This window comes from Vescimonas sp. (assembly GCF_057856985.1).
The window spans coordinates 20,814-33,798 of record NZ_DBLZXX010000001.1 but is presented as its reverse complement, the minus strand read 5'-3'; the positions used below and the strand labels follow the sequence as shown (position 1 = coordinate 33,798).

Genomic DNA, 12,985 nt, shown 5'->3' with positions numbered 1-12,985 from the left:
TCTCAGCTGACGTCGATCATGTCCAGGTAGCGGCAGCCGTTTTCCGCGATATAGTCCTTGCGGCCGGACAGGTTGTCGCCCAGCAGCAGGTCAAAGACGCGGGCCGTCTCCTCAGCGTCCTCCGGCAGCACGCGGATGAGCCGCCGTGTCTCGGGGTTCATGGTGGTCATCCACATCATCTCCGGATCGTTTTCGCCCAGTCCCTTGGAGCGCTGGACGTTTACCTTTTTGCCGGACAGCTCCTTGAGGATGTCCGCCTTCTCCCGCTCGGAGTAGGCGAACCACGTCTTTTCGCCGCCCTTTTCCCTGCAGGTGATCTCAAACAGCGGCGTCTCCGCGATGTAGACGTAGCCCTCCCGGATCAGGGTGGGGCACAGGCGGTACAGCATGGTCAAAATCAGCGTGCGGATCTGGAAGCCGTCCACATCGCCATCGGTGCAGATGACCACCTTGCTCCACCGCAGATTGCTCAGGTCGAACTGGTTCAGATCCTTCACCGCTTTGCCGCTGACCTCCACGCCGCAGCCCAGCACCTTCATCAGGTCGGTAATGACGTCACTTTTGAAGATGCGGGGATAATCGGCCTTCAGACAGTTCAAAATCTTGCCGCGGACGGGCATCAGGCCCTGGAACTCCGCGTCGCGGCTCTGCTTGCAGGCGCCCAGTGCGGAGTCGCCCTCCACGATGTAGATCTCCCGGCGCTCCACGTCCTTGGTGCGGCAGTCCACGAATTTCTGGACGCGGTTGGCAATGTCGATCTTCTCCGTCAGCTTTTTCTTCTGGTTGATGCGGGTGCGCTCCGCCGTTTCGCGGCTGCGCTTGTTGATGAGCACCTGAGCTGCGATCTTCTCCGCCGCCTCCTTGTTCTCAATGAAGTAGATCTCCATGCGGCTGCGGAGGAATTCCGTCATGGCCTCCTGAATGAACTTGTTGGTGATGGCCTTCTTGGTCTGGTTCTCATAGCTGGTCTGGGTGGAGAAGTTGTTGCTCACCAAAATGAGGCAGTCCTGTACGTCGGGAAACGTGATCTTCGATTCGCCTCTGGTGTATTTGTTGTTGTCCCGCAGGTATTTATCGATGGCGGACACCATGGCCGAGCGGGTGGCCTTCTCCGGACTGCCGCCGTGCTCCAGAAAGCTGGAGTTGTGGTAGTGCTCGCATAGGGCCACGCGGTTGGAAAAGCACAGTGCCACGCTGAGCTTCACCTTGTACTCCGGCTTGTCCGCGCGGTCGCGGCCACGGCGCTCCGCCTCCCAGAACACCGGCTCTGTCAGGGAGTCCTCCCCCGCCAGCTCGCGGATATAGTCGGCGATGCCGTTTTCATACAGAAACTCCTGGGTCTCAAATTTCCCGGGGGCCGTCTCATTGCGCAGACGGAACGTGACACCGGCGTTCACCACTGCCTGCCGCTTCATCACGTCCTGATAGTATTCCAGCGGCACGGCGATGTCGGTAAACACCTCCAGATCCGGCAGCCAGCGAATGGTGGTGCCGGTCCGCTTTTTATTGGTGGTCAGCTCCGTGCTCTCCAGCTGGCCCGCGATCTCGCCCCGCTCGAAGTGCAGGCGGTACTCCCGGCCCTCGCGCCACACGGTGACGTCCATGTAGCGGGAGGCGTACTGGGTGGCGCAGGAGCCAAGGCCGTTGAGACCCAGAGAGAACTCGTAATTCTCACTGTTCTCGTTGTCGTACTTGCCGCCGGCGTACAGCTCGCAGAACACCAGCTCCCAGTTGTAGCGCCCCTCCTTCTCGTTCCAGTCCACGGGGCAGCCGCGGCCCATATCCTCCACCTGTACCGACCGGTCCAGAAAGCGGGTGACGGTGATGAGCTTTCCGTGGCCGCCGCGGGCCTCGTCGATGGCGTTGGACAGGATCTCAAACACCGCGTGCTCGCAGCCCTCCAGCCCGTCGGAGCCAAAAATAACACCGGGCCGTTTCCGGACCCGATCCGCGCCCTTGAGACTGGAGATACTCTCGTTGTCGTATACGTTTTTCTTTGCCATATTATTCCTCCGGCATACACCGAGCCAATCGTTTTCTGTTATTCTACCGTATTTTTCCCGTCAATGCAAGTCTCGCCGCCGCGGTATGCGCCGCACTTCGTCTAAAAGATCCTCCGACCCAAAAAGGTTTACAGATTCCCGCAAAAAATAACAGGAGCGCAACTGGGAAAACCCTTGGTGGAAAAAGGCTTTCCACAGTTTCCACATGGTTTTCCACAACTGTTATGTCAACATAAAGCCGGTAAAAAAGTGCGCAAAACCGTGGGATTTACCATAATTGCCGGAGAAATCACCATTTTCTGGTTTTCCGGCGGAATGGGTATTGTTTCCCCTGTTTCCCACAGTTTCCCGCACTTTTCGACAGGGCCTCTTTTCCCCACGACATTGGCCGCAGGAGAAAGTGCCGCGGCAAGCGAAAGGACCGCCAACAGGCGGTCCTTTCGGAAAAACCGGATAAACGGACTTACTTGATGGGCTCGCCGGCGGCTTCCTTGGCGGCGATTTCCTTCATGGCGTCCTTGTGGCTCAGGTTCACGCGGCCCTTCTCGTCGATCTCCGTGACCTTGACCCACATCATGTCGCCGATCTTGCAGGCATCCTCCACCTTCTCGATGCGGTGGTCAGCCAGCTTGGAGATGTGTACCAGACCATCCTTGCCGGGAGCCAGCTCCACGAAAGCGCCGAAGGTCATCAGGCGCACCACGCGGCCGTAGTACAGCTGACCCACCTCGGGCACGAACACGATGTCGTCAATGCACTTCTTGGCGATGGCGCAGCTCTCCGCGTCAGGGGAGGCGATGTGGATGGTGCCGTCGTCGTCGATGTCGATCTTGGCGCCGGACTCGGCCACGATCTTCTGGATGACGGAGCCGCCCTTGCCGATGACGTCGCGGATCTTATCGGGATCGATGTGCATGGTCAGCATCTTGGGCGCGTACTTGCTCACCTCGGCGCGGGGCTCGGCGATGCAGGGCAGCATCACCTGGTCCAGGATCTGCACACGGGCGTCGTAGGTGATATCCAGCGCGTTCTTGATGATCTCCATGGTCAGACCGTCATTCTTCAGGTCCATCTGGATGGCGGTGATGCCCTTCTTGGTGCCGGCCACCTTGAAGTCCATCTCGCCGTGGAAGTCCTCCACGCCTTGGATGTCGATGAAGGTGGTGAAGCTGCCGTCGTCGTCCTGGATCAGGCCGCAGGAGATGCCGGCCACAGGGGCCTTGATGGGCACGCCGGCGTCCATCAGGGCCAGCGTGGAGCCGCAGATGGAGCCCTGAGACGTGGAGCCGTTGGAGGAAACCACCTCGGACACCACGCGGATGGCGTAGGGGAACTCCTCCACCGGAGGAATGACGGGCAGCAGAGCGCGCTCAGCCAGCGCGCCGTGGCCGATCTCGCGGCGGCCGGGGCTGCGGGCAGGCTTGGCCTCGCCCACGGAGTAGCCGGGGAAGTTGTAGTGGTGCATGTAGCGCTTCTCCGTCTCCTCCCAGATGGTATCCAGCTTCTGGTTGGCGGACAGGGTATCCAGCGTGGCCACGCTCAGCACCTGGGTCTGGCCGCGGGTGAACAGGCCGGAGCCGTGGACACGGGGCAGCACGCCCACCTCGGCGTCCAGCGGGCGGATCTCGTTCTTCTGGCGGCCGTCCACGCGGTGGCCCTCCAGCAGCCAGGCCTTCACGATCTTCTTCTGGAACTTGTAGGTGATCTCGTCCAGATACTGATCCATGTTGGGATAGTCCTCCAGGAACAGCTCGTGCCACTTCTCGATCAGCTGGTTCCAGCGGGCCTCGCGGACGTTCTTGTCGTCGGTATCCATGGCGGCCTTGGCATCGTCCATGGTGGCGGCCACGATCTTGTCGAACAGCTCCTGATCGAAGTCGGCGTGGGGGTAGTCGAATTTGGGCTTGCCGATCTCGGACACCATCTGGTTGATGAGGGCGATCTGCTTCTGGTTCTCCTCGTGAGCGGAGCGGATGGCCTCGAACATGACATCGTTGGGCACCTCGTTGGCGCCGGCCTCGATCATGACCACCTTCTTGGCGGTGGACACCACGGTGACGTCCAGATCGCTGACCTTACGCTGCTCGGCGTCGGGGTTAAAGACCAGCTTGCCGTCCACCAGGCCCACCTTCAGGGCGGCCACAGGGCCGTTCCAAGGGATGTCGGAGATAGCCAGGGCGGCGGAGGTGCCGATGAGGGCGGCGATCTCCGGAGAGCAGTCGTGATCCACGGCCATGACGGTACACATCACGGACACGTCGTTGCGGAAGTCGTAGGGGAACAGGGGGCGGATGGGGCGGTCGATGACGCGGCTGGTCAGGATGCCCTTCTCCCCGGGACGGCCCTCGCGGCGGTTGAAGCTGCCGGGGATGCGGCCCACGGAGTACATCTTCTCCTCAAAGTCCACGCTGAGAGGGAAGAAGTCGATACCGTCACGGGGACGGGGCGCGGCGGTGACGCAGCACAGCACGCGGGTATCGCCGTAGCCCACCATGACGGCGGCGTTGGCCAGCTCGGCCAGCTTGCCCACCTCCAGCGTGAGGGGACGGCCTGCCAGATCCATGGTGTACTTGTGATAGTGGGGGAATTGACGCTTGGTGATGATCGTTGACATGACATTTCTCCTTTTTTGTGAATTAGCATCCTGTACCGCGATCCGTCGCCGTTAGCACTTGAAAATGCCCCGAAGCCGCCGGTTTCGACGCATTTTCAACTGCTAAGGGTGAGGATACAGACTGGTACAGAATGTGAAAGAAGGGTGATGCGCGCACGCACATCACCCTGTTTCAACTTACTTACGCAGACCCAGCTTGGCGATCAGGGCACGATAACGCTCGATGTCCTTCTTGGCCAGATAGTCCAGCAGACGGCGGCGCTTACCGATCATCATCTGCATACCGCGGCGGCTGTGGAAGTCGTGGGGATGCACCTTCAGGTGAGCGGTCAGCTGGTTGATGCGCTCGGTCAGGATAGCGACCTGCACTTCGGGGGAGCCGGTGTCGGTCTCATGGGTACGGTTGGCCTCGATGATGGAGGTCTTCTGGTCTTTCAGCATCATAGTTGTGTTTCCACCTTTCTTGAATTACGCCCGCATCCTGAGCCGTGGGAGAGATGGATCGCTCCGCGCAGCTAAGGCAAGGGGCAGTGCGACGTAGTCGCGTACCTTGAAATGCTACCATAAAAAAACCGGTTTGTAAAGTGGATTTTTCCGTAAAATCGCATTTGTTCACGTTTTGTTCTTCACTTTTTCAGGTAGAACTGTTATACTGTCGGGGTCTCAGAGCAGAAAGGGGAGAATTTTTCCAATGAAACGCTATGTATCCATCATCGCGCTGCTGCTGACGGCGGCGCTTTTGACCGCCTGCGGCAGCGGCGCGGACACCCAGAGCAAGGAGGCGGACGCCGCCGTCCAGACGGCGCTGCCGCCGGAGGGCATCACGGCGCTGGTGCTGTCCGACGACAGCCAGGTGCTGCGGTTCAGCCGCGAGGACGAGACCTGGTACTGGCAGGACGACACCACCTTCCCGCTGGATCAGGAGGCCATGCCGGCGCTGGTGGAGGCGGCTGCCGCCATGACGGCGGCCTCGCCGGTGCGGGTGGCGGAGGAGGATCTGGCCGACTACGGGCTGGATGACACAAAGATCACGCTGGCCGTCACGGCGGACGGCGAGACCCTGACCTTCGCCCGGGGCGATCAGGCGGAGTCCGGCGACTGGTACATGCGCTGCGCCGAGGATGGCACCGTGCGCCTGGTGTCCGATAACGCCGTGAAGATCTTCCAGCTGCTGGACGGCAGCATCTACGACATGGCGGCGCTGCCGGTGCTGCCGGTCATTACCGAGGAGAACCTGCTGTCCGCCGCGGTACAGGGCGGGGAGAACGTCCTGGTCAACATCCGCGTGGTGGACGGCGTGCGCAAGGTGGGCAGCCGCGATGTCACGGAGGCCACCGCCGCGCTGGTGGAGGAGCTGGGCCGGTTGTCCGTCACCGCCTGCGTGGACTATGATCCCGCCGAGGGCGCCGCCGCTATCTGCGGGCTGGATGCGCCGGACGCTCAGGCGCTGGTGACCTATACCAACGAGCTGGGCACCGAGTCCACCCTGACGCTGACTGTGGGTCTGCCCGATGGCAGCGGCGGCCGCTACGTCACCGTCAACGACGATCCCACCATCTACCGCATGGAGGAGACGTCGCTGGTGCAGTTGCTGACGCTGGCGGAGACCGGCCTGAACTGAAAAAATCCAGGGATACCCCCATGCGTCAGCATGGGGGTATCCTTTCGGCCGCATTTCAGCCGAATAGACGCCGGCAGGACCGCGTGCCTTCACATGCGGAGCCGGCCTTGCAAAACGCACCCTTTTGTGGTATAAATCAAGGCGAAAAAAGGAGGGCTGCCTGTGCGTATTCTGATCGTGGAGGATGAAAAGCGTCTGGCGGGCACGCTGGCGGAGCTGCTGCACCGGCGGGGCTACGCCGTGGATGTCAGCTATGACGGCGTGTCCGGCCTGGACAACGCCCGCAGCGGCATTTACGATCTGGTGCTGCTGGACGCCATGCTGCCGGAGCTGGACGGCTTTTCCCTGCTGCAGCAGCTCCGCGCCGGCGGCGAGACGGTGCCGGTGCTGATGCTGACGGCCCGCAGCGATCTCAGCGATCGGGTGCGGGGTCTGGACTGCGGCGCGGACTACTACCTGACCAAGCCCTTTGAGACGGAGGAGCTGCTGGCCTGCATCCGCTCCCTGCTGCGGCGGGGCGGCGAGACGGCGGACAGCGGCGCCACCGTCTTCGGTGACCTGCATCTCCAGCAGTCCACGTTTCTGCTGTCCTGCGGCGACCGGTCCGTCCGGCTGAGCCGTCGGGAGTACGACCTCATGGAGCTGCTGATGAAAAACGGCAGCCAGATCGTATCCAAGGAGCAGCTGATCTTAAAGGTATGGGGCTACGACTCCGCCGCCGAGGATAATAATGTGGAGGTCTACATCTCCTTCCTGCGGCGGAAGCTGGCCCATCTGCGCTCCCGCGTACAGATCAAAACACTGCGCATGGTGGGCTACTGCCTGGAGGAGGCGGTATCATGATCCGCCGTCTCCGCTGGAAGGTGGTGGGCCTGAACATGGGTATGGTGTTCTGCGTACTGCTGGCCGTGTTCGCCGCCGTGTTCTTCTTTGCCCGCTCCGCCCTGTCCCGCAGCGTCCGCCAGCAGATGGAGGAGGCCGTCCGGACCGGCGTTTACGACCTGTCCCAGCCGGACGGGTCCACCCTGCCCTGCTTCGTGGCGGAGGTCTACGCCAGCGGCACCGTCCGCGTCTCCGGCAACGGCTACTACGACCTGACGGACAAGTCAGCGCTGGCGGACATCGTCACCGCCGCCCTGTCGGCTCAGGAGGACGAGGGCGTGCTGGCGGACTACCACCTGCGCTATCTGCGGAGCGTGGGGCTTCTGTCCACCCGCATCGCCTTTACCGACAGCACGCTGGAGCAGGCCACCCTCCGCGGCCTGCTGACCGGCAGCCTGCTCATCGGATTTGTGGCGCTGGCGGTGCTGTTCGCCTGCAGCTATGTGCTCAGCGGTGCGGTGACGCGGCCGGTGGCCCGTGCGTGGCAGCAGCAGAAGCAGTTCCTGTCCGATGCCAGCCATGAGCTGAAAACGCCCCTGACGGTGGTGCTGTCCTCGGCGGAGCTGCTGGACCAGTCCGCGTTGCCGGAGCAGAAGCAGTATGTGGATAACATCCGCGCCGAGTCCCACCGCATGAAGCGGCTGGTGGAGGATATGCTGACCCTGTCCCGGGTGGAGCGCAGCGGCGCGCACCTGCCGGACGCGGCGGCGGACCTTTCCGACATCGCGGCGGACGCCGCCCTGCGGTTCGAACCGGTGGCCTTCGAGGCAGGCCATACCCTGTCCTACGACATCGCGCCGGACCTGACGGTGCGGGGCGACGGGGAGAAGCTGGCTCAGGCGGTGGCCGTCCTGCTGGACAACGCCATCAAATACGCCGCGCCCCACACGGAGATCCGGCTGGACGCCCTGCGGCAGGGCCGGAACGCCTGTGTACAGGTGGAGAACCGGGGCGCAGACATCCCCGCCGACAAGCTGCCTCATATCTTCGACCGGTTCTATCGGGCCGACGAGTCCCGTACCGGCGGCGACAGCTTCGGTCTGGGCCTGCCCATCGCCAAGGCCATCGCGGAGGCCCACCACGGCGCCATCCGCTGCGACAGCAGCGGCGGCATTACCCGCTTTACCATCACCCTCCCCTGCCAGCAGGGGAAATAGAAAGGCGAAACCATGTTTGACACCATTCTCCGCGGCGGCACGGTGATCGACGGCACCGGCCGTCCCGCCTTCCCCGCCGACGTAGGCATTACCGGCGGGACCATCACCGCTGTCGGCGACCTGTCCGCCGCCGCGGCGGGCCGTACTATGGATGTCGCCGGCCGCACCGTGACCCCGGGCTTCATCGACATCCACCGCCACGCCGACGCCGCAGCCTTTCGCCCCGATTACGGCTCATTGGAGCTGCGGCAGGGCCTGACCACCATCGTCAACGGCAACTGCGGCCTGTCCGCCGCCCCCTTCGGGCCGGACCACGCCGCCACTATCCGCGCCTACCTGCGGCCCATCACCGGCGATATACCGGATACCCTGCCCTCAGCGTCTCTGGCCGCCTATCTGGCAGCGCTGCGGGACCTGCCCCTGCACACCGGCATGCTGGTAGGCGCGGGCATTCTGCGGGCGGACACCGCCGGTTACGAGCTGGAGCATCTGGACGAAGCGCACTACCGCGCCATCCACCGCGCCATGGAGCGTGCTCTGGGCGACGGCGCTCTGGGCGTATCGCTGGGACTTGGCTACGCGCCGGAGTGCTTCTGCACCACGGAGGAGCTGATCCATACGCTGGAGCCCCTGCGGGGGCAGGACATCCCCCTCACCGTCCATATGCGGCAGGAAGGCGCCGGTGTCTGCACCTCCGTGGAGGAGATGCTCACCGTGGCGCGGACACTCCGCATCCCTCTGCACATCAGCCATCTGAAAGCCATGGGGCGGGACAGCTGGGGCAAAAAGATCCCCCGTGCGCTGGCGCTTTTAGAGCAGGCGCGGCAGGAGGGACTGGACGTCAGCTGCGACGTCTACCCCTACACCGCCGGCTCCACCCAGCTGCTGCACATCCTGCCGCCGGAGTTTCTGGAGGGCGGCATGGACGCGGTGGTCCGCCGTCTGAGAGACCCCACTGCCCGTCGGGAGCTGGCCCGGCGCATCGAAAGCGGCAGCGGGTTTGATGACATCGCCCGTCTGGCCGGCTGGGACGGCATCTACCTCACCAGCCTTCACTGCCCCGAGGATCACCCGTTCCTGGGCAAGAGCCTTTCCCAGATCGCGGCCCTGACGGGGCAGGACCCGCTGGACTGCTGCTGCGACCTGCTGGTGCGGGAGGACGGCCAGATCACCATGATCGACTTCATGGCGTCGGAGGAGGACATCATCGCCATCCTGCAAAGTGACCTGTCCAACCTGATCTCCGACTCCACCTATCCCACGGAGGGCATGCCCCACCCGCGGGTCTACGGCACGTTCCCCCGGCTCATCCAGCACTTTGTCATGAAAAAACATGCCCTGACGCTGGAGCAGGCGGTGCGGAAGATGACGGCTTTGCCCGCCCGGGCCCTGCGCCTGCGGCACAAGGGCGTCATCGCGGAGGGGATGGACGCGGACCTCTGCGTCTTTGATCCCGCACAGCTGCGGGAAAACGGCGATTACCGGTGTCCCTGCCGGATGGCGTCCGGACTGGACGCCGTGCTGGTGGCGGGGCAGCCGGCGGTCATACACGATACACTCACCGGCGCACACGCCGGTACGGTCATCAGGAGGGAACTCATATGAGAACAGATATGCTGCATCAGCTGGAGGGCGTCGTCCGCCGCGCCGGCGACATCGTCCGCGAGGCTCATGACATCGAGCGGGCCACCATGGAAAAGCACGGCGCCGCCGACCTCGTCACCAAGTACGACGTGGCGGTGCAGGGCTTTCTGCAGCGGGAGCTGCTGGCCCTGCTGCCGGAGGCGGACTTTCTGGGCGAGGAGGGGGATCACACGACCCTGACCCGTCCGTGGACCTTCATCGTGGACCCCATTGACGGCACCACCAACTTCGTCCGCCGCCTGCATTACAGCGACATCTCCGTGGCGCTGGCTCAGGACGGCCAGACGCAGTACGCCGTGGTCTACGACCCCTTTGCCGACGAGCTGTTCTCCGCTCAGAAGGATGGCGGTGCGTTCTGCAACGGCCTGCCCATCCGGGTCAGTGAGCGGGACATGGCCCACGCCGTGTTCCTCTGCGGCTCCACCATCTACGACCGCAGCCTGACGGAGCAGAACTTCTCCCTGATCCGCCAGCTGTACGAAAAGGGGCTGGACTTCCGCCGCTTCGGCGCGGCGGCTCTGGACCTGTGCCAGGTGGCGGCGGGACGGGTGGAGGTGTTCGGCGAGTGCTGCCTGTCTCCCTGGGACTACGCTGCCGGCAGCCTGGTTATCACGGAGGCCGGCGGTATCGTCACCGACTTCTCGGATACCGCGCCCAATGTGCTGCGGCCCTCGTCGGTGTTCGCCAGCAACGCCAGGTGCCACAGCGTCCTCAAGGAGCTGGAACTGTAACGACGAAAGAGGGACGGCCCGCAGGGTCGTCCCTCTTATTTTCCGTGGAAGCGCTTACAGGAACTTGTCCAGCTCCCGCTCCACCTCCGGCATCTTCTTCACAGTGGGGTTTTCGAGGCGCCAGCCGTCGCGGATGACCATGGACAGCCTGCGCAGGGCCGTCAGATCCGCCAGCGGGTCCGCAGGGCACACGATAAGGTCCGCGGCCTTCCCGGCCTCCACGGAGCCGGTAACGTCGGCAATGCCCGCCAGCTCCGCGTTCAGCAGCGTGGCGCTGTGCAGCGCGAAGGCGGGTGTCACGCCGCAGTACTTCACGAAGTAGCACAGCTCCCGCCACATGTCATAGTGGGTGATGTAGGGGCAGCCGGTGTCGGTGCCCAGTCCCACGGGGATACCCTCCGCCAGACACGCCTTGGCCAGCGCCACAATGCCCTCGAACACCACAAGGCCGTTGGCCTGCTGCTCGTAGGTGGCGTGGGAGATGCTGCGGTCAAACAGGGCGTAGGGCACGGCGGGGGAGATGGTGGATACCTGGAACGCACCCCGCTCCTTGAACAGCCGCAGGATATCCGCGTCCGGTCTGGCTCCGTGCTCAATGGAGTCCACGCCGTTTTCCAGCGCCACGCGGACGCCCTCGGGGCTCTCCACATGGGCCGCCACCTTCATGCCCAGAGCGTGGGCCTTATCGCAGGCGGCCTTCACCAGCGCCGGCTGCATCCGCAGCACCCCGGGCTCACCCACCACCTCGGCGTCCATGACGCCGCCGGTGATCATCAGCTTGATGAGGTCGGGCTTCTCCGCCGCGATCTTCTCCACGCAGGCCGCAGCCTCCTCCGGCGTGCGGGCCTCGTAGGCCAGGGAGCCTGCCATGTGGCCTCCGGGCACGGATACCGCCATGTTGGACGCCACCACGCGGGGGCTCAGGATGGCCCCTGCCGCCGCCTGATCGCGGATAATGGTGTCAAAATCCGCCACACCGCCCACCGTGCGGATGGTGGTGACGCCGCTGAGCAGCTCCATCTTGGCGTAGCCCTCGCACAGGCGGATGCCCACGCGGCGCATCAGGCCGTTGGAGGTGATGAGCTTCACCAGCTTTTTGGGGTCGGAGGGCTTCTTTTTGGGCTTGCCGGAGGCCGGCAGGTGGACATGCAGGTTGATGAGCCCGGGCAGCACGTACTGCCCGCCCAGATCCACCGTCTCGTACCCCGCGGGCGCCGCTCCGTCGGTGACGACGGCGATACGGCTGCCGTCCACGCAGATGACCTTCCCCGTCTGGGGCGCCATATCACGGGTGCCGTCCAGCAGCACGCCGTTTACCAGCGCATAGCGTTTTTCATTCTTATACATTGTCTCAGACCTCCTGAGAGTGAGATCTTGTTTCTTTTCCGGATACATTGGCCACGAATACGCACACCAGAATGATGACCACGCCCAGCATCTGCCACACACTGAAGGATTCCTTCAGCAGCACCACGCCCGCCAGCACAGACACCACCGTGGTGACGTTGGAAAAAAGTGATGTCTCCGACACGGACAGGTGGCTGTTGGCGAAATTCAGCAGTCCATAGGCCATTACCGAGGACAAAAGCCCCAGATACAGCACTGCCAGCCAGAACTGCCCGTCCTGCAAGGGCTCCAGGATCATGGGGCTGGTCAGCCCTCCGGCGTGGAGCAGCGCCAAGGGGATGAACACCACCATGCCTACCACGAACATGACGTAGGTCATCTCGAACGGGGTGAACAGCTTGGCGGCGCTGTGGCTGATGCCGTAGTACAGCGTGTCGCTGAGCATGGTCAGCAGCAGGAACAGCATGCCCAGCGCCGAGACCATCACCGCCCCTCCGGCGGAGATCAGCGCCACACCGCCGATAGCGCACACGGCGCACAGTACCTGCTTCAGCGTCACCTTCTCGTGGAGCACCAGCACGTCCATCAGGATGCAGCACACCGGCACCGCCGCGATGATGGTGCCCGCCACCGCTGACGAGGTGTACAGGATACCGTAGTTCTCGAAGATGAAGTAGGCCACCGGCTGCACGATGCCCAGAAGCAGCAGCTGATACACCGGCTTGCCCCGCAGGGAGAAGGTGAACAGCGGCCGCCCCCGCAGCTTTCCCACCAGCGCGTTGACCAGGATCACCAGCGTCATGGCCGCCACCGCCACGGTGAATCGCACCGCCAGCAGCACTGTGGGGGCCGCCTTCTCCAGCGCCAGCTTGGAGAACATGAAGCTCATGCCGAAGATGACGGCTGCGGTGATGGCCGCCAGCAGCGACAGCGTATGGATCCTTTTCTGTGTCATGATAAGCTCCTTTTGCCCGCGGTGTGCGGGA

Annotated in this window: 11 protein-coding genes; 6 read left to right on the top strand and 5 right to left on the bottom strand. The window is 63.5% G+C overall.

Annotated features, from left to right (window positions below; all coding sequences use genetic code 11):
- Positions 1-2: 2 nt before the first annotated feature.
- Complete coding sequence (locus ACZM22_RS00135) at positions 3-2,003, bottom strand: DNA gyrase/topoisomerase IV subunit B (protein ID WP_489542701.1); 2,001 nt, start codon at positions 2,001-2,003, stop codon at positions 3-5.
- 177 nt (positions 2,004-2,180) lie between these two features.
- Here ACZM22_RS00135 and ACZM22_RS00130 point away from each other — a divergent pair, with 177 nt between their 5' ends.
- Positions 2,181-2,474: a hypothetical protein gene (locus ACZM22_RS00130; RefSeq protein WP_489542700.1), complete on the top strand. Its 294-nt coding sequence runs from the start codon at positions 2,181-2,183 to the stop codon at positions 2,472-2,474.
- Here the strand turns inward: ACZM22_RS00130 and ACZM22_RS00125 are convergent.
- Both ACZM22_RS00125 and rpsO read right to left on the bottom strand, forming a co-directional pair.
- A complete protein-coding gene (locus ACZM22_RS00125; RefSeq protein ID WP_483267621.1) occupies positions 2,467-4,617 on the bottom strand; it encodes a polyribonucleotide nucleotidyltransferase in 2,151 nt (716 codons plus the stop codon). The genes ACZM22_RS00130 and ACZM22_RS00125 overlap by 8 nt on opposite strands.
- A 177-nt stretch (positions 4,618-4,794) precedes the next feature.
- A complete protein-coding gene (rpsO, locus tag ACZM22_RS00120) occupies positions 4,795-5,061 on the bottom strand; it encodes a 30S ribosomal protein S15 (protein ID WP_022135710.1) in 267 nt (88 codons plus the stop codon).
- A 247-nt stretch (positions 5,062-5,308) separates the two neighbouring features.
- Here rpsO and ACZM22_RS00115 point away from each other — a divergent pair, with 247 nt between their 5' ends.
- The 5 genes from ACZM22_RS00115 to ACZM22_RS00095 all read left to right on the top strand — a co-directional run bounded on the left by ACZM22_RS00115 (position 5,309) and on the right by ACZM22_RS00095 (position 10,652).
- Positions 5,309-6,238 (top strand): DUF4340 domain-containing protein, encoded by a 930-nt coding sequence (locus ACZM22_RS00115; protein WP_483267622.1) that lies wholly within the window; start codon positions 5,309-5,311, stop codon positions 6,236-6,238.
- Between the two features lie 162 nt (positions 6,239-6,400).
- Complete coding sequence (locus ACZM22_RS00110; RefSeq protein ID WP_489542699.1) at positions 6,401-7,081, top strand: response regulator transcription factor; 681 nt, start codon at positions 6,401-6,403, stop codon at positions 7,079-7,081.
- Positions 7,078-8,277 carry a sensor histidine kinase gene (locus ACZM22_RS00105; protein ID WP_489542698.1) on the top strand — a complete coding sequence of 400 codons (1,200 nt, stop codon included), beginning with the start codon at positions 7,078-7,080 and terminating at the stop codon, positions 8,275-8,277. Before ACZM22_RS00110 ends, ACZM22_RS00105 begins: the two co-directional genes overlap by 4 nt.
- A gap of 12 nt (positions 8,278-8,289) precedes the next feature.
- A complete protein-coding gene (locus ACZM22_RS00100) occupies positions 8,290-9,882 on the top strand; it encodes an N-acyl-D-amino-acid deacylase family protein (RefSeq protein WP_489542697.1) in 1,593 nt (530 codons plus the stop codon).
- Positions 9,879-10,652, top strand: coding sequence for an inositol monophosphatase family protein (locus tag ACZM22_RS00095; RefSeq protein WP_489542696.1), 774 nt, complete (start codon positions 9,879-9,881; stop codon positions 10,650-10,652). Before ACZM22_RS00100 ends, ACZM22_RS00095 begins: the two co-directional genes overlap by 4 nt.
- A 54-nt stretch (positions 10,653-10,706) precedes the next feature.
- Here the strand turns inward: ACZM22_RS00095 and ACZM22_RS00090 are convergent, their stop codons facing one another.
- Positions 10,707-11,999 (bottom strand): metal-dependent hydrolase family protein, encoded by a 1,293-nt coding sequence (locus ACZM22_RS00090; RefSeq protein WP_489542695.1) that lies wholly within the window; start codon positions 11,997-11,999, stop codon positions 10,707-10,709.
- 4 nt (positions 12,000-12,003) lie between these two features.
- Positions 12,004-12,954, bottom strand: coding sequence for a DMT family transporter (locus ACZM22_RS00085; protein ID WP_489542694.1), 951 nt, complete (start codon positions 12,952-12,954; stop codon positions 12,004-12,006).
- Positions 12,955-12,985 lie beyond the last annotated feature (31 nt).

Bases quoted from the DNA above. Each gene is read 5' to 3' on its own strand.
- ACZM22_RS00085 (WP_489542694.1), bottom strand. From the start codon at position 12,954: ATGACACAGAAAAGGATCCATACGCTGTCGCTGCTGGCGGCCATCACC.
- ACZM22_RS00105 (WP_489542698.1), top strand. From the start codon at position 7,078: ATGATCCGCCGTCTCCGCTGGAAGGTGGTGGGCCTGAACATGGGTATG.
- ACZM22_RS00135 (WP_489542701.1), bottom strand. From the start codon at position 2,003: ATGGCAAAGAAAAACGTATACGACAACGAGAGTATCTCCAGTCTCAAG.
- ACZM22_RS00095 (WP_489542696.1), top strand. From the start codon at position 9,879: ATGAGAACAGATATGCTGCATCAGCTGGAGGGCGTCGTCCGCCGCGCC.
- ACZM22_RS00100 (WP_489542697.1), top strand. From the start codon at position 8,290: ATGTTTGACACCATTCTCCGCGGCGGCACGGTGATCGACGGCACCGGC.
- rpsO (WP_022135710.1), bottom strand. From the start codon at position 5,061: ATGATGCTGAAAGACCAGAAGACCTCCATCATCGAGGCCAACCGTACC.
- ACZM22_RS00125 (WP_483267621.1), bottom strand. From the start codon at position 4,617: ATGTCAACGATCATCACCAAGCGTCAATTCCCCCACTATCACAAGTAC.
- ACZM22_RS00090 (WP_489542695.1), bottom strand. From the start codon at position 11,999: ATGTATAAGAATGAAAAACGCTATGCGCTGGTAAACGGCGTGCTGCTG.
- ACZM22_RS00115 (WP_483267622.1), top strand. From the start codon at position 5,309: ATGAAACGCTATGTATCCATCATCGCGCTGCTGCTGACGGCGGCGCTT.